This window comes from Gemmobacter aquatilis (assembly GCF_900110025.1).
GTDB lineage: Bacteria > Pseudomonadota > Alphaproteobacteria > Rhodobacterales > Rhodobacteraceae > Gemmobacter > Gemmobacter aquatilis.
In genome coordinates this window covers 1-14,420 of the sequence record NZ_FOCE01000009.1, presented here as the reverse complement: position 1 = coordinate 14,420, position 14,420 = coordinate 1, and the positions used below count along the sequence as shown (strand labels likewise).

27 protein-coding genes are annotated in these 14,420 nt (G+C 60.8%); all 27 read right to left on the bottom strand.

Translation table 11 applies throughout. The features are described from left to right. Positions 1-19: 19 nt before the first annotated feature. On the bottom strand, positions 20-1,036 hold the full coding sequence (locus tag BMX43_RS14405; protein ID WP_091302617.1) for a DNA-directed RNA polymerase subunit alpha: 1,017 nt from the start codon (positions 1,034-1,036) through the stop codon (positions 20-22). Positions 1,037-1,149: 113 nt separating this feature from the next. Beyond that, a complete protein-coding gene (gene rpsK / locus BMX43_RS14400; protein ID WP_054301602.1) occupies positions 1,150-1,539 on the bottom strand; it encodes a 30S ribosomal protein S11 in 390 nt (129 codons plus the stop codon). Positions 1,540-1,553: 14 nt separating this feature from the next. After that, on the bottom strand, positions 1,554-1,922 hold the full coding sequence (gene rpsM, locus BMX43_RS14395; protein WP_091302616.1) for a 30S ribosomal protein S13: 369 nt from the start codon (positions 1,920-1,922) through the stop codon (positions 1,554-1,556). A gap of 199 nt (positions 1,923-2,121) precedes the next feature. Continuing rightward, positions 2,122-2,772, bottom strand: coding sequence for an adenylate kinase (locus BMX43_RS14390; RefSeq protein WP_091302613.1), 651 nt, complete (start codon positions 2,770-2,772; stop codon positions 2,122-2,124). 23 nt (positions 2,773-2,795) lie between these two features. Continuing rightward, positions 2,796-4,151, bottom strand: a complete 1,356-nt coding sequence (gene secY / locus BMX43_RS14385) for a preprotein translocase subunit SecY (protein ID WP_091302611.1) — start codon at positions 4,149-4,151, stop codon at positions 2,796-2,798. A 119-nt stretch (positions 4,152-4,270) separates the two neighbouring features. Continuing rightward, entirely contained in the window at positions 4,271-4,747 is a 477-nt protein-coding gene (gene rplO, locus BMX43_RS14380) for a 50S ribosomal protein L15 (protein WP_091302609.1), read from the bottom strand. A 176-nt stretch (positions 4,748-4,923) separates the two neighbouring features. Then, positions 4,924-5,118, bottom strand: coding sequence for a 50S ribosomal protein L30 (gene rpmD / locus BMX43_RS14375; RefSeq protein WP_091302607.1), 195 nt, complete (start codon positions 5,116-5,118; stop codon positions 4,924-4,926). A 2-nt stretch (positions 5,119-5,120) separates the two neighbouring features. After that, positions 5,121-5,696, bottom strand: a complete 576-nt coding sequence (rpsE, locus tag BMX43_RS14370; protein ID WP_091302605.1) for a 30S ribosomal protein S5 — start codon at positions 5,694-5,696, stop codon at positions 5,121-5,123. A gap of 11 nt (positions 5,697-5,707) precedes the next feature. After that, a complete protein-coding gene (gene rplR, locus BMX43_RS14365) occupies positions 5,708-6,067 on the bottom strand; it encodes a 50S ribosomal protein L18 (protein WP_091302603.1) in 360 nt (119 codons plus the stop codon). Between the two features lie 11 nt (positions 6,068-6,078). Further along, positions 6,079-6,612, bottom strand: coding sequence for a 50S ribosomal protein L6 (gene rplF, locus BMX43_RS14360; RefSeq protein ID WP_091302601.1), 534 nt, complete (start codon positions 6,610-6,612; stop codon positions 6,079-6,081). 10 nt (positions 6,613-6,622) lie between these two features. Further along, positions 6,623-7,021 (bottom strand): 30S ribosomal protein S8, encoded by a 399-nt coding sequence (gene rpsH / locus BMX43_RS14355; RefSeq protein ID WP_091302599.1) that lies wholly within the window; start codon positions 7,019-7,021, stop codon positions 6,623-6,625. A 13-nt stretch (positions 7,022-7,034) separates the two neighbouring features. Beyond that, positions 7,035-7,340: a 30S ribosomal protein S14 gene (gene rpsN / locus BMX43_RS14350; RefSeq protein WP_091302598.1), complete on the bottom strand. Its 306-nt coding sequence runs from the start codon at positions 7,338-7,340 to the stop codon at positions 7,035-7,037. 19 nt (positions 7,341-7,359) lie between these two features. Then, on the bottom strand, positions 7,360-7,920 hold the full coding sequence (gene rplE, locus BMX43_RS14345) for a 50S ribosomal protein L5 (protein ID WP_091302596.1): 561 nt from the start codon (positions 7,918-7,920) through the stop codon (positions 7,360-7,362). Further along, positions 7,920-8,225 carry a 50S ribosomal protein L24 gene (rplX, locus tag BMX43_RS14340; RefSeq protein WP_091302594.1) on the bottom strand — a complete coding sequence of 102 codons (306 nt, stop codon included), beginning with the start codon at positions 8,223-8,225 and terminating at the stop codon, positions 7,920-7,922. The genes rplE and rplX overlap by 1 nt, the downstream gene beginning before the upstream one ends. Then, positions 8,225-8,593 carry a 50S ribosomal protein L14 gene (gene rplN, locus BMX43_RS14335; protein ID WP_091302592.1) on the bottom strand — a complete coding sequence of 123 codons (369 nt, stop codon included), beginning with the start codon at positions 8,591-8,593 and terminating at the stop codon, positions 8,225-8,227. Before rplN ends, rplX begins: the two co-directional genes overlap by 1 nt. A gap of 79 nt (positions 8,594-8,672) precedes the next feature. Beyond that, entirely contained in the window at positions 8,673-8,906 is a 234-nt protein-coding gene (rpsQ, locus tag BMX43_RS14330; RefSeq protein WP_091302590.1) for a 30S ribosomal protein S17, read from the bottom strand. A gap of 11 nt (positions 8,907-8,917) precedes the next feature. After that, positions 8,918-9,121 (bottom strand): 50S ribosomal protein L29, encoded by a 204-nt coding sequence (gene rpmC / locus BMX43_RS14325; protein WP_091302588.1) that lies wholly within the window; start codon positions 9,119-9,121, stop codon positions 8,918-8,920. A gap of 239 nt (positions 9,122-9,360) precedes the next feature. After that, positions 9,361-9,774: a 50S ribosomal protein L16 gene (gene rplP, locus BMX43_RS14320; protein ID WP_091302585.1), complete on the bottom strand. Its 414-nt coding sequence runs from the start codon at positions 9,772-9,774 to the stop codon at positions 9,361-9,363. Positions 9,775-9,786: 12 nt separating this feature from the next. Continuing rightward, entirely contained in the window at positions 9,787-10,503 is a 717-nt protein-coding gene (rpsC, locus tag BMX43_RS14315; RefSeq protein WP_091302583.1) for a 30S ribosomal protein S3, read from the bottom strand. Continuing rightward, a complete protein-coding gene (gene rplV, locus BMX43_RS14310; RefSeq protein WP_091302582.1) occupies positions 10,503-10,883 on the bottom strand; it encodes a 50S ribosomal protein L22 in 381 nt (126 codons plus the stop codon). The genes rpsC and rplV overlap by 1 nt, the downstream gene beginning before the upstream one ends. A gap of 5 nt (positions 10,884-10,888) precedes the next feature. Beyond that, on the bottom strand, positions 10,889-11,167 hold the full coding sequence (gene rpsS, locus BMX43_RS14305) for a 30S ribosomal protein S19 (protein WP_091302580.1): 279 nt from the start codon (positions 11,165-11,167) through the stop codon (positions 10,889-10,891). A gap of 3 nt (positions 11,168-11,170) precedes the next feature. Beyond that, a complete protein-coding gene (rplB, locus tag BMX43_RS14300) occupies positions 11,171-12,007 on the bottom strand; it encodes a 50S ribosomal protein L2 (RefSeq protein ID WP_091302578.1) in 837 nt (278 codons plus the stop codon). A gap of 159 nt (positions 12,008-12,166) precedes the next feature. Further along, positions 12,167-12,463, bottom strand: coding sequence for a 50S ribosomal protein L23 (locus tag BMX43_RS14295; protein WP_091302576.1), 297 nt, complete (start codon positions 12,461-12,463; stop codon positions 12,167-12,169). Beyond that, entirely contained in the window at positions 12,460-13,080 is a 621-nt protein-coding gene (rplD, locus tag BMX43_RS14290) for a 50S ribosomal protein L4 (RefSeq protein ID WP_091302574.1), read from the bottom strand. Before rplD ends, BMX43_RS14295 begins: the two co-directional genes overlap by 4 nt. Then, positions 13,077-13,793, bottom strand: coding sequence for a 50S ribosomal protein L3 (gene rplC / locus BMX43_RS14285; protein ID WP_091302572.1), 717 nt, complete (start codon positions 13,791-13,793; stop codon positions 13,077-13,079). The genes rplD and rplC overlap by 4 nt, the downstream gene beginning before the upstream one ends. Positions 13,794-13,808: 15 nt before the next feature. Further along, the gene (rpsJ, locus tag BMX43_RS14280) at positions 13,809-14,114 is read right to left on the bottom strand and encodes a 30S ribosomal protein S10 (protein ID WP_091302849.1); all 306 of its coding nucleotides are present in this window, start codon (positions 14,112-14,114) and stop codon (positions 13,809-13,811) included. Positions 14,115-14,288: 174 nt separating this feature from the next. After that, positions 14,289-14,420 (bottom strand): EF-Tu C-terminal domain-related protein (locus BMX43_RS14275; protein WP_483863935.1); only part of this gene is annotated, 132 nt, incomplete at its 5' end.

Here is a 14,420-nt window from a genome sequence, read left to right as displayed (position 1 = left end):
GTTGCCGCCCCCCAAACTCTTAGAACTGGTCTTCGAAGCGCTTGGCCAGATCTTCGATGTTTTCCGGCGGCCAATCCTCGACATCCATGCCAAGGTGCAGGCCCATGCCGGACAGAACTTCCTTGATCTCGTTCAGCGACTTGCGGCCGAAGTTCGGGGTGCGCAGCATCTCGGCTTCGGTTTTCTGGATCAGATCGCCGATATAGACGATGTTGTCGTTCTTCAGGCAGTTGGCCGAACGCACCGAAAGTTCCAGCTCGTCCACTTTCTTGAGGAGGAGCGGGTTGAATTCCAGCCCGGTTTCCAGCTCGGCCTTGGTGGCCGATTCCGGCTCGTCGAAGTTGACGAACACGGCAAGCTGGTCTTGCAGGATACGCGCGGCATAGGCCACGGCGTCATCCGGCGTCAGCGCGCCATTGGTTTCGATCTTCAGTGTCAGTTTGTCATAGTCCAGCACCTGACCTTCGCGGGTCGGGGTGACTTCGTAGGACACTTTCTTGACCGGCGAGAAAATCGCGTCGATGGCGATCAGGCCGATCGGTGCATCTTCGGGCTTGTTCTTGTCGGCGGAAACATACCCTTTGCCGGTGTTCACGGTCAGTTCCATGAACACGTCCGCACCATCGTCGAGGTGGCAGATGACGTGATCCTTGTTCAGAACCTCGATGCCATTCGATTCAGAAATGTCGCCAGCCGTCACGACGCCCGGGCCCTTGGCAGAGATCGACAGGCGCTTCGGCCCTTCGACTTCCATCTTGAGCGCGACACCCTTGAGGTTCAGTACGATGTCGGTGACGTCTTCACGCACACCGGCGACCGAAGAAAACTCGTGCAGCACATTGTCGATCTGCACGGAGGTGATGGCGCCCCCCTGCAGCGACGACATCAACACGCGCCGCAGCGCGTTGCCGAGCGTGAGGCCAAAACCCCGCTCCAGCGGTTCGGCGATGACGGTAGCGGTGCGCGAGGCATCGGGCCCCGGCTTCACGACCAACTGCGTCGGCTTGATGAGTTCAGCCCAATTCTTGTGGATCATGCTATCGCCTCCATACCTGTTCTCTGCCCATGTCCCTAAGCAGAAAACGCCCGAGGATCAGAAATAGACAACCGGGCCGCGCAAAGATGCGCGGCCCGATTGATAAAATCGCGTCAGACGCGGCGACGCTTCGGCGGACGGCAGCCGTTATGGGCCAGCGGCGTCACGTCACGGATCGAAGTGATGGTCAGGCCAACGGCGGCCAGGGCGCGCAGCGCCGATTCACGGCCCGAACCCGGGCCTTGCACTTCCACTTCGACGGTTTTCATGCCGTGTTCCTGCGCCTTGCGGGCAGCATCCTCGGCGGCCATCTGGGCGGCGTAAGGCGTCGATTTGCGCGAGCCCTTGAAGCCCATGGTGCCCGAGGACGACCAGGAAATGGCGTTGCCCTGAACGTCGGAGATCAGGATCTTGGTGTTGTTGAAGGACGAGTTCACATGAACGACGCCAGCGGCGATGTTCTTGCGCTCTTTGCGCTTCATACGGGTCTTGTCGCGAGCCATGTGCTACCCTCCCCTTACTTCTTCTTGCCGGCAATGGCCTTGGCGGGGCCTTTGCGGGTACGGGCGTTGGTGTGGGTGCGCTGACCGCGAACCGGCAGGTTGCGACGGTGACGCAGGCCACGGTAGCAGCCAAGGTCCATCAGACGCTTGACGTTCATCGACACTTCGCGGCGCAGGTCGCCCTCGACGGTGAAGTTGGCGTCAATGTATTCACGGATCGCCAGCACTTCGGCATCCGAAAGCTGGTTCACGCGGCGGGCACGGTCGATCGACAGCGCTTCGCAGATCTGTTCAGCGAAATGGTCGCCGATGCCATGGATATAGGTCAGTGCGATCGGGACGCGTTTCCCGGTCGGAATGTTGACGCCAGCAATACGTGCCATGCGTTCTTCCTCTTGTTGCGGTTCCGTAATGCCAGAACCTTTTTTCACAACCCCGGATCGGCGCGAGAGTGCATTAAACGCCGTCCGGATCGAACATCCCGGCAACCGGGATCAAACCCGAAAGCCACGGACGATTCCCATGCGGGACGCCGTGGATTAGGGGGTTTTCACAGGCCCGTCAAGGGCCGAGAGGTGGATTTCAAGACTTGTCAAGAACTTTCGCAACGGCCGCTGCAACAGCGTCCATTTCCGCCAGCCCATCCACCGTGCTGAGCTTGCCCTTGGCATAGTAATAGCCGATCAGCGGCGAGGTTTTCTTGTAATATTCCATCAGCCGCTGCTTCAGGCTGTCTTCGTTGTCATCGGCGCGGCGCACCATCTTGTCGCTGCCACAGGCATCGCAGATGCCCGGCTGGGCGGTGGGCTTGGTCTGATCGTGGTAAACCGCACCGCAAGTACCGCAGGTGTAGCGCCCGGTGATGCGGGCAACTAGTGCCGCGTCATCCACCTGCATTTCGATCACCGCATCCAGCCCCTGCCCCATCTTTGCCAGCAGCGCCCCCAACGCATCCGCCTGCGGCAGGGTCCGGGGGAAACCATCAAAGATGAACCCACCGCCGGCATTGCCGGTGATCTTTTCCTCGATCAGCCCGATCACGATCTCGTCCGTGACCAGACCGCCCTTGTCCATGACCTCGGCCACGCGCTTGCCCATCTCGCTGCCCGAGGATTTCGCCTCGCGCAGCATGTCTCCGGTGGAAAGCTGCACCATGTTCCGCTCGTCCACCAGCCGCTTGGCCTGAGTGCCTTTGCCGGCGCCAGGCGGGCCGAGAAGGATGATATTGACCATGGTGCGACGTTCCTCTCGTTGTGTCAGCGACGGGTGGGAGCTTTCGCCCCGCGTTTCTTGCCACGCAGTTGCGATTTCTCGATCAGGCCTTCGTATTGATGGGCCAGAAGATGCGACTGGATCTGGTTGATGGTGTCCATGGTGACCGAAACCACGATCAGCACGGAAGTCCCACCAAAGTAGAACGGGATCGCCAGCTGGCTGCGCAGGATTTCGGGCAGCAGACAGATCAGCGCCAGATACCCCGAGCCAAGCACCAGAACGCGGTTCACCACATATTCCAGATAATCCTCGGTCTTCTTGCCGGGACGGATGCCGGGGACGAAGCCGTTCTGGTTCTTCAGGTTCTCGGCCACGTCATCAACCTTGAAGCTGACATTGTGGGTGTAGAAATAGGCGAAGAACACCACCATCGAGGTGAAGAACAGCAGGTAAAGCGGCTGACCGGGGCCGAAATAGGCCAGGATCGTGGACATGACCGGGCCGGACTGGCTGTGCGAGAAGGCGGCGATCGTGGTCGGCAACAGCAAGAGCGACGAGGCGAAGATCGCCGGAATCACACCCGCCGGGTTCACCTTGATCGGCAGATGGCTGGAGCCACCGTCATAGATCTTCATGCCCACCTGACGGCGGGGGTACTGGATGTGGATCTTGCGCAGGGCGCGTTCCATGAACACCACCGCCGCGATGACCAGAACGACCATGACCAGCACACCAACGATGACGAAGGGCGAGATGGCGCCCGACCGGCCCTGGCTGAAGAAGTTGGCGAGAGCGGCAGGAATTTCGGCCACGATGCCAACGAAGATGATCAGCGAGGTGCCATTGCCGATGCCGCGTGCGGTGATCTGCTCGCCCAGCCACATCAGGAACATCGTGCCGCCGACCAGCGTGATGACGCAGGAGGCATAGAAGAACGCGTCAGGCGTATGTGCCAGACCGCCGGAGGCCAGCGAGGCGGCGATGCCATAGGCCTGGAAGGTCGCCAGCGCCACGGTGCCGTAGCGCGTGTACTGGTTCATCTTCTTACGGCCCTGCTCGCCCTCTTTCTTGAGCTGCTCCATCGCGGGGATCATCGACGCCAGAAGCTGCACGATGATCGAGGCCGAGATATAGGGCATGATGCCAAGGGCAAAGATCCCCATGCGGCTGATCGCGCCGCCGGTGAACATGTTCAGGATGCCGCCCAGACCGGATGACACATCCGACATGAACTGACGCAGCGCAGCACCGTCGATTCCCGGCACGGGGATATAGGTGCCAAGGCGATAGACGATCAGAAGCCCGATGGTGAAAAAGATGCGTTGGCGAAGATCAGTCGCCTTGCCGAGGGCGCCCCAACTGAGGTTCGCCGCCATTTGCTCTGCAGCAGATGCCATGCCCAGACTCTTTCCGAGAACAAGTCTCTTTCATGAGAGCGCCGCCGAACCGGGCTTTCCGGTCGGCGGCGCGGGAAAACTTGCGCTTGATGTAAGCGGTCTTGCGACCGCTCACAACATTATTCCGCAGCCGACGCCGTTTCCGCAACGGTCAGCGAGCCGCCAGCCTTGGCGACCGCTTCGACCGCCGCAGCCGAAGCGCCGGTGACCTTCAGGGTCACGGCCGAAGTAATCTCGCCCTTGGCCAGCACGCGGATACCGTCCAGTGCGCGACGCACCAGACCCGACGCGACCAGCGCCTCTTCGGTGATGTCATTGGCCGCGTTCAGCTTGCCTTCGGTGATGAATTTCTGGATCAGGCCCAGGTTCACAACCGCGTAATGCTTGGCGTTCGGCTTGTTGAAGCCACGCTTCGGCAGACGACGGTAAAGCGGCATCTGGCCGCCTTCATAGCCGCCGATCGCCACGCCCGAACGCGATTTCTGGCCCTTGATCCCGCGGCCAGCGGTCTTGCCCTTGCCCGAGCCCGGGCCACGCGCCACGCGCTTTTGCTTCTTGGCGGCGCCGGCGTTGTCTGACAGTTCGTGAAGTTTCATGTCGCACTCTCCTAGGCCGGAATAGCCCCGCCTGCGACGGATGGGGCCAACACGGCATTTCTTGCTTGTTGCACGGCGTCCCTACGGATTCCGTAGGTGCCTATTAAAAGGGAAAGGCGCGCGGTGCAACCCGCGCGCCCTTCAATTCACTGACAAGGTTGCCCCTGCCCTGCCGCTCAGCCGCGCTCTTCGATGATCTCGACGAGGTGCGAGATCTTGCGGACCATGCCACGAACCGAAGGGGTATCTTCCAGTTCACGGGTGCGGTTCATCTTGTTCAGGCCAAGACCCTTGAGGGTCGCGGTCTGGACTGCCGGGCGGCGTGCTGCCGAGGCGACCTGCTTGACGACGATGGTTTTCTTCGCGGTCATGCTCAGGCCTCCACAACTTCAGCTTCGGGCTTCTTCAGGATGTCAGCCACTTTCTTGCCGCGACGCTGCGCGACCTGACGGGGGCTCGATTCCTGCTTCAGACCGTCGATGGTCGCGCGGATCATGTTGTAGGGGTTCTGCGAGCCGAGCGATTTCGCCACGACGTCCTGCAGGCCAAGCATCTCGAACACGGCGCGCATCGGACCACCGGCGATGATGCCGGTCCCCGCGACAGCGGCGCGCATCACGACTTTACCGGCGCCATGACGGCCTTCCATGTCGTGGTGCAGGGTGCGGGCGTCCTTCAGCGGCACGCGGATCATCTGGCGCTTGGCCTGTTCCGTTGCCTTGCGGATCGCTTCCGGCACTTCTTTCGCCTTGCCCTTGCCGAAACCAACGCGACCGCGCTGATCCCCGACAACGACCAGAGCTGCAAAGCCGAAGCGCTTGCCGCCCTTCACGGTTTTCGAAACGCGGTTGATCGCTACGAGACGATCGGCGAATTCCGGAGTTTCCTCGCGGGCATCGCTGCGACGGTCATCACGACGGCCTTCCCGACGGTTTTCACGTTCTGCCATTTTTCAACTCCTCAGAACTTCAGGCCGCCTTCACGGGCAGCATCGGCCAAGGCCTTGATCTTCCCGTGAAAGAGGAAACCACCGCGGTCGAAGTAGCACTCTTCGACACCGGCCGCTTTGGCGCGTTCGGCAATCGTCGCGCCCACCTTGGTGGCGGCCTCGACGTTGTTCTTGCCCACGAAGCCCAGATCCTTTTCGAGGGTCGAGGCCGAAGCGAGCGTGACACCGTTCACGTCGTCGATCAGCTGAACAGAAATGTTCTTGCTGGAGCGGTGCACGGACAGGCGCAGGCGCCCGTTCGACATCGCCTTGATTTTGTTCCGGACGCGCAGGCGGCGCTTGAGGAACAGCTCTCTCTTGTTGTTCGCCATGATCCCGGTCCTTACTTCTTCTTGCCTTCCTTGCGGAAGACGAACTCGCCCTTGTAGCGGATACCTTTGCCTTTATAGGGCTCGGGGCGCTTCCAATCGCGGATGTTCGCGGCGACTTGACCAACGAGCTGCTGGTCGATGCCTTCCACAACGATTTCAGTTTGTTTCGGAGCCGTCACAGTGACGCCAGCCGGAACTTCGAAGTTGACCTCATGGCTGTAGCCCAGCGAGAGCTTCAGCACATTGCCGGCCATCGCGGCGCGGTAACCCACGCCCTGGATTTCCAGCTCTTTCTTGAAGCCTGCGGTCACGCCGGTCACCAGGTTTTCGACCTGCGACCGGACCATGCCCCACTGCTGTCGGGCGCGCTTGGAGGTGCCGCGCGGCGTCACCTTGACCGAGCCCTCTTCCAGCGACAGCGTCACGTCGTCGGCCGCGGTGAAGCTGCGGGTGCCTTTCGGCCCCTTCACTTCGACGGTCTGGCCGGACACCGAGGCCGAAACGCCTTGCGGCAGTGCGACGGGTTTCTTGCCGATACGAGACATTTAACCCTCCTCAGAACACGGTGCAGAGCACTTCGCCACCAACATTGGCGGAGCGTGCTGCTGCATCGGACATGACGCCTTTCGGCGTGGAGACGATGGAAATGCCGAGACCGTTACGGACGGACGGAATGTCCTTCACGCCCATATACACACGGCGGCCCGGCTTGGAGACGCGTTTCACTTCGCGAATGACCGGCGTGCCTTCGAAGTATTTCAGCGAGATCACCAGCTCACCCTGACCGTTTTCGGTCGTGGCGCGCTCGTAGCCGCGGATATAGCCTTCATCAGCCAGCACATCGAGAACCCAGGCGCGAAGCTTGGATGCCGGGGTGGCGACAGTCGATTTTCCGCGCAGCTGAGCGTTGCGGATGCGGGTCAGCATATCGCCGAGAGGATCGTTCATAGACATGTGCCTCTCTCCCTTACCAGCTCGACTTCACCATGCCGGGGATCTGACCGAAGGAGGCCAGTTCGCGCAGCATGATCCGCGAGAGTTTGAGCTTACGGTAGTAAGCATGAGGACGGCCCGTCAGCTGGCAGCGGTTGTGCAGCCGGGTGGCGGACGAGTTGCGGGGCAGACCAGCGAGTTTCTGAGCAGCGGTGAAGCGCTCGGCAACCGGAAGGTCCTGGTTCTTGATGATCTCTTTCAGCGAGGCGCGCTTGGTGGCGTAAACGTCCACCAGATGCTGACGCTTCTTCTCGCGTTCGATCATGGATTTCTTGGCCATAATATCTTTCCTCGCGCGATCAGCTTGCGAACGGCATGTTGAAGTGCTTCAGCAGCGACTTCGCTTCGGCGTCGGTCTTTGCGTTGGTGCAGATGATGATGTCCATCCCGAGCACGTCGTCGATCTTGTCGAACTCGATTTCGGGGAACACGATCTGCTCCTTCAGACCCATGGCATAGTTGCCACGGCCATCAAACGAGCTGCCCTTCACGCCGCGGAAGTCGCGGACGCGCGGCAGCGCGATGTTGATGAGACGGTCGAGGAATTCGTACATGCGGTCGCCACGCAAGGTGACTTTGCAGCCGAGCGGCATTTCTTCACGCACGCGGAAGCCGGCGATCGACTTCTTGGCATGGGTGATGACAGCCTTCTGACCCGCGATGGCCGTCATCTGCTCGGCGGCAGCTTTGACCTTCTTGGTGTCTTTCACGGCTTCGCCAACGCCCATGTTGATCACGATCTTGTCCAGACGCGGGATCTGCATGTCGTTCTTGTAGCCGAACTCTTCCTTCATGGCCGCACGGATGCTGGCCTTGTAGGTCGCCTTCAGGCGCGGGGTATATTGTGCAGCGTCAAGCATCAGATCACGTCCCCCGTGGTCTTGGCGTAACGGACCTTCACGTCGCCTTCCATGCGGAAGCCCACGCGGGTCGGTTTGCCGTTCTTGTCAACGATCGCCAGGTTCGACAGGTCGATCGGCATCGCTTTCGCGATCCGGCCGCCTTGCGAGGCTTGCGACTGCTTGGTGTGCCGGATGGCGATGTTGACGCCTTCGACCACGGCCTTGTTGACCGAGGGGTTCACCGAGGCGATTTCGCCTTGCTTGCCCTTGTCCTTGCCGGTCAGCACGACAACCTTGTCGCCTTTTTTCAGCTTAGCGGCCATCAGAGCACCTCCGGAGCCAGCGAGATGATCTTCATGAAGTTCTTCGCACGCAGTTCACGCACGACCGGCCCGAAGATACGGGTGCCGACCGGTTCGCCCTGGTTGTTCAGGATGACGGCGGCGTTACGGTCGAAACGGATGGTGGTGCCATCTTCACGACGAACTTCTTTCGCGGTGCGAACGACGACGGCTTTACGCACGTCCCCCTTCTTCACGCGACCTTTCGGAATCGCCTCCTTGACCGACACCACGATGATGTCGCCCACGGATGCGTAGCGGCGGTGTGAACCGCCCAGAACCTTGATGCACTGAACTCGGCGAGCGCCAGAGTTGTCAGCAACATCCAGATTGGTCTGCATCTGGATCATTTGGTTTCTCCCGACCTTTGGTTCCGCTAATCCGTCACGGTCCCAGGGTTTCGTTCAAGGCCGAACGATGGGCCGAGGCTTACGCCTCGACTACCACCGTCCAGCGTTTGGTCTTCGAGATCGGCGCGCACTCTTCGATACGAACAGAGTCGCCAACCTTGAATTTGTTTTCCGCATCGTGAGCGCGATATTTCTTCGACTTACGGACGGTCTTTTGCAGCAGCGGGTGCTTGAAACGGCGCTCGACGAGAACGGTGATGGTCTGCTCGTTCTTGTCCGAGGTGACGACACCCTGCAGGATACGCTTCGGCATGGGTCTTCTCCTCAGTTCGCCGCCGCTTCAGCGGCTTTCTGGTTCAGCACCGTCTTGATGCGGGCCACGTCCTTGCGGACAGCGCGCATGCGGGCGGTGTTTTCAAGCTGGCCGGTCGCTTGCTGGAAGCGCAGGTTGAACGCTTCCTTTTTCAGCGCCAGCAGCTGCTCGCGCAGCTGTTCCGGCGTCTTGGCCTTGAATTCCGTGGCGGTCATTCGCCTTTTCCTTTTTTCAATCACCAGAGGGCCCCTGCTGCTTGCTGCAAGGTCACCTGTGATCTGGTGGATCAATGATAAGCCGACGAATCCCGGTAGCCCGGAATCCGCAGGATGGGTTCCTCTACAGGAGCGCACCCAACAGGGCAAGGGAAAGTTTGCCCCTGCCCCATTGAGAAAGGGCCCCGCCATTTCTGGCAGGGCCCCCTGTCTCAGACGGGTTTGACCCCGGCCCGATCTTACCAGTCTTCGCGCACGATCACGCGGGTGGTGACCGGCAGCTTCATCGCACCCAGACGCAGGGCTTCACGCGCGATCGTTTCGGCAACGCCGTCGATCTCGAACATGATGCGGCCCGGCTTCACCTTGGCTGCCCAGTAATCCACCGACCCCTTACCTTTACCCATGCGGACTTCGGTAGGCTTCGACGAGACCGGGACATCCGGGAAAATCCGGATCCAGACGCGGCCCTGGCGCTTCATGTGACGGGTGATCGCACGACGGGCGGCTTCGATCTGGCGCGCGGTCACACGCTCCGGCTCGGTCGCCTTCAGGCCGAAGGTGCCGAAGTTCAGGGCGAAACCGCCCTTTGCTTCGCCATGGATCCGGCCCTTGTGCTGTTTGCGGAACTTCGTCCGTTTCGGTTGCAGCATCTCTACTACTCCTTAGGCGCGTTCGCGGTCGCGGCGCGGAGCGCGCGGCGCGGGGCCGTCTTGGGCTTCGCTGAGGCGACGGTCATGCGCTTGCGGATCATGCTCAAGGATTTCGCCTTTGAAGATCCAGACCTTCACGCCGATGATCCCGTAAGGGGTCTTGGCTTCGGACAGCGCATAGTCGATGTCGGCACGCAGGGTATGCAGCGGCACGCGGCCTTCACGATACCATTCGGTCCGGGCGATTTCGGCACCACCAAGGCGGCCACCGACGTTCACACGGATGCCGAGCGCACCGATGCGCATCGCGTTCTGCACGCCACGCTTCATGGCGCGACGGAAGGACACGCGACGCTCCATCTGCTGGGCGATCGATTCGGCCACAAGCTGGGCGTCCAGTTCGGGCTTGCGGACTTCAACGATGTTGAGGTGCAGTTCCGATTTGGTGAACGCGGTCAGCTTCTTGCGCAGACCTTCGATGTCCGCGCCTTTCTTGCCGATGATCACGCCCGGACGTGCGGTGTGAATGGTCACACGGCACTTCTTGTGCGGACGCTCGATGATGACGCGCGACACGCCAGCCTGCTTGCATTCCTCGTGGATGAACTCACGCATCTTGAGGTCTTCAAGCAGCAGGTTGCCGTAGTCTTTCGAGTCGGCGAACCAGCGGCTGTCCCAGGTGCGGTTGACCTGGAGGCGCATCCCGATGGGGTTAACCTTCTGACCCATTACGCAGTCTCCCCTTGCTGACGCACCTTGATGGTGATTTCCGAGAACGGCTTCATGATCTTGCCGAACCGGCCACGCGCACGCGGACGGCCCCGTTTCATCACCAGGTTCTTGCCGCAATAGGCTTCGGCAACCACCAGGGCGTCAACGTCGAGCCCATGGTTGTTTTCAGCGTTGGCAATGGCCGACTGCAGGCACTTCAGCACGTCTTGCGCAATCCGCTTCTTGGAGAAGGTCAGATCGGCAATCGCCTTTTCCACCTTCTTGCCACGGATCAGGCCAGCGACGAGGTTCAGCTTCTGCGGCGAGGTGCGAAGCATTTTCGCCTTGGCGAAAGCCTCGTTCTCCGCCACGCGGCGCGGATTCTTTTCCTTACCCATGGCGATTACTTCCTCTTGGCTTTCTTGTCGGCGGCGTGACCGTAGTAGGTCCGGGTCGGCGAATACTCACCGAATTTCTGGCCGATCATTTCTTCGGTCACATTCACCGGGATGTGCTTCTTGCCGTTGTAGACGGCGAACGTCAGCCCGACGAATTGCGGCAGGATGGTGGAACGACGCGACCAGATCTTGATCACTTCGCTTTTGCCCGAGTCACGCGCTTTTTCGGCTTTCTTCAGCACATAAGCGTCGACAAAGGGGCCTTTCCAAACAGAACGCGACATGGATTAACGCCCCTTCTTCGCATTGCGCGACCGGACAATGTACTTGTCGGTCTGCTTGTTCTTGCGGGTCTTGTTGCCCTTGGTGCCCTTGCCCCACGGCGTAACCGGGTGACGACCACCAGAGGTCCGGCCCTCACCACCACCATGCGGGTGATCGATCGGGTTCATGGCAACACCGCGAACCGTCGGACGCACGCCTTTGTGGCGCATGCGCCCGGCCTTACCGAAGTTCTGGTTCGAGTTGTCAGGGTTCGACACGGCACCAACGGTGGCCATGCATTCCTGACGCACCATGCGCAGTTCGCCCGAGGACAGGCGGATCTGGGCATAGCCACCGTCACGACCAACGAACTGGGCATAGGTGCCAGCAGCGCGGGCCAGCTGGCCGCCCTTGCCGGGCTTCAGCTCGACGTTGTGAACGATGGTACCGATCGGCATGCCGGAGAACGGCATTGCGTTGCCCGGTTTCACGTCGGTCTTGGCACCGGCGATGACGGAGTCACCCACGGCGAGGCGCTGCGGCGCGAGGATATAGGCAAGCTCGCCATCCTCGTACTTGATCAGCGCGATGAAGGCGGTGCGGTTCGGATCGTATTCGATCCGTTCAACGACTGCCGCCATATCGAATTTACGACGTTTGAAATCCACAACGCGGTAGAGACGCTTCGCGCCGCCGCCCTTGTGCCACATCGTGACGCGTCCGGTATTGTTCCGGCCACCAGTCTTGATCAAACCCTCGGTGAGGGCTTTGACCGGACGGCCTTTCCAAAGCTCCGAACGGTCGATCAGAACCAGCCCACGCTGGCCAGGCGTCGTCGGTTTATACGACTTGAGTGCCATGCTTTCTGTCTTCCGTTAGCTTGCGAATAGCGCCCCTGTTGGCTCTGATTGCTCAGACTTGGGTCGCCGTCTCGCGGTTGTAGGGCTCCGAAGATCCCCGTCGAAAAAATCCGCGGCCCCGGTCAATTCACCGGGGCCGCAAGATTCGCTGGGCTTCTATCAGAGGCCGGAGGCCACGTCGATAGAGTTCCCCTCTTCAAGGGTCACATAAGCCTTCTTCTTGTCGCTCCGCTCGCCGATCCGGCCGCGGAACTTCTTGACCTTGCCTTTGGTGATGGTGGTGTTCACCGCCTTCACCTTCACACCAAAGACGGCCTCGACGGCTTCCTTGATCTGCGGCTTGGTCGCATCCATCGCCACCTGGAAAACGACGGCATTGGCCTCGCCCACCATGGTGGCTTTTTCGGTGATGATCGGCCTCTTGATCAGGTCGAAATGTTCGGGCTTGACGGTCATTTCAGACGAGCCTCCAGAGCTTCGACACCTGCTTTGGTGATCACGAGCTGATCACGCTTCAGGATGTCATAGACGTTGGCACCGATCGACGGCAGCACATCGATGGTCTCGATGTTGCGGGCCGCCATGACGAAGTTTTCGTTCACGTCGGAGCCGTCGATGATGAGGACGCGTTTCCAGCCCAGTTCCTTCGCAGCCTTTGCAAGCTGTGCGGTCTTGGCCTCGGTCATCACCAGCGAGTCGATGATGATCAGCTCGCCCGCCTTGGCTTTCGCCGAAAGGGCATGGCGCAGGCCGAGCGCGCGGAACTTCTTGGGCAGGTCATGCGCATGGCTGCGCGGCTGCGGGCCCTTGTACACACCACCGTGACGGAAGATCGGCGCCTTCTTGGAACCGTGACGTGCGCCGCCGGTGCCTTTCTGACGATAGATCTTCTTGGTGGAGTAGGACACATCCGACTTGCCAAGCGTCGAGTGCGTGCCAGCTTGCGATTTCGCGCGCTGCCAGCGCACCACACGGTGCAGGATGTCGGCGCGCGGCTCGAGGCCGAACAGCGCTTCGTCCAGATCGATGGAACCGGCGGTGCCGCCGTCCAGCTTGATCACATCAAGTTTCATGCTTCACCCCCTTCGACGGCAGCTTCAGCAACCGGAGCTGCCGAGCGGATGGCAGCCGGAAGCGGCAGGCCCGCCGGAGCAGCCTTTTTCACGGCATCCTTGACGGTGACCCAGCCACCCTTGGAGCCCGGGACGGCGCCCTTGACCATGATCAGGCCACGGTCGGCGTCGGTGCGGACAACCTGCAGGTTCTGCGTGGTGACGCGTACGGCACCCAGATGACCCGCCATCTTCTTGCCCTTGAACACCTTGCCGGGGTCCTGGCACTGGCCGGTGGACCCGTGCGAACGGTGCGAGATCGACACACCGTGCGAGGCCCGCAGACCGCCGAAGTTGTGACGCTTCATCGCACCGGCAAAGCCTTTACCGATCGAGGTACCCGCGATGTCCACGAACTGGCCAGCGAGGTAGTGGTCGGCGGTGATTTCCGCGCCCACTTCGATCAGGTTTTCAGCCGAAACGCGGAACTCGGCCACTTTGCGCTTGGGTGCCACATTCGCTTTCGCGAAATGGCCACGCATACCAGCGGTCGTGTTCTTGGCCTTGGCGGAACCGGCACCCAGCTGAACGGCCGTGTAGCCATCCTTGTCGGCGGTGCGCTGTGCAACCACCTGCAGGGCGTCGAGTTGAAGAACGGTCACAGGAACCTGCTTGCCGTCTTCGAGGAACAGCCGGGTCATGCCCAGCTTCTTGGCGATAACACCAGAACGCATAATGTTCGCCTCCCCTTACACTTTGATCTCGACGTCCACGCCAGCGGCGAGGTCGAGCTTCATAAGCGCGTCCACGGTCTGGGGGGTCGGGTCAACGATGTCGAGAAGACGCTTGTGCGTGCGGATTTCCCACTGGTCGCGCGACTTCTTGTCGATGTGCGGACCACGGAGAACCGTGAATTTCTCGATCTTGTTCGGCAGCGGGATCGGGCCACGCACTTGCGCGCCGGTCCGCTTGGCCGTGTTCACGATTTCCTGCGTGCTGGCATCCAGAACGCGGTAATCGAAGGCTTTGAGCCTGATGCGGATGGTCTGAGTCATATAGTCGCCCCTTGGGCTCGGCGGGTAGCGAAGGGGCGGCTTCCCGCCCCCGGCCCCTCTTCCGAAGGTTTCGTGCATAAGGATGAAATTGAGCGAGTCAGCCCTTGGGCTGACTCGCCTACGCATCATCGCGCGTTTAGTTGGGCCTGCCCTTTCGGGCAAGCCCCAAAATCATCAGGCGATGATTTTCGAGACGACGCCTGCGCCGACGGTACGGCCGCCTTCACGGATGGCGAAGCGCAGCTTCTCTTCCATGGCGATCGGCGCGATCAGTTCGACGTTGAACTTCAGGTTGTCGCCCGGCAT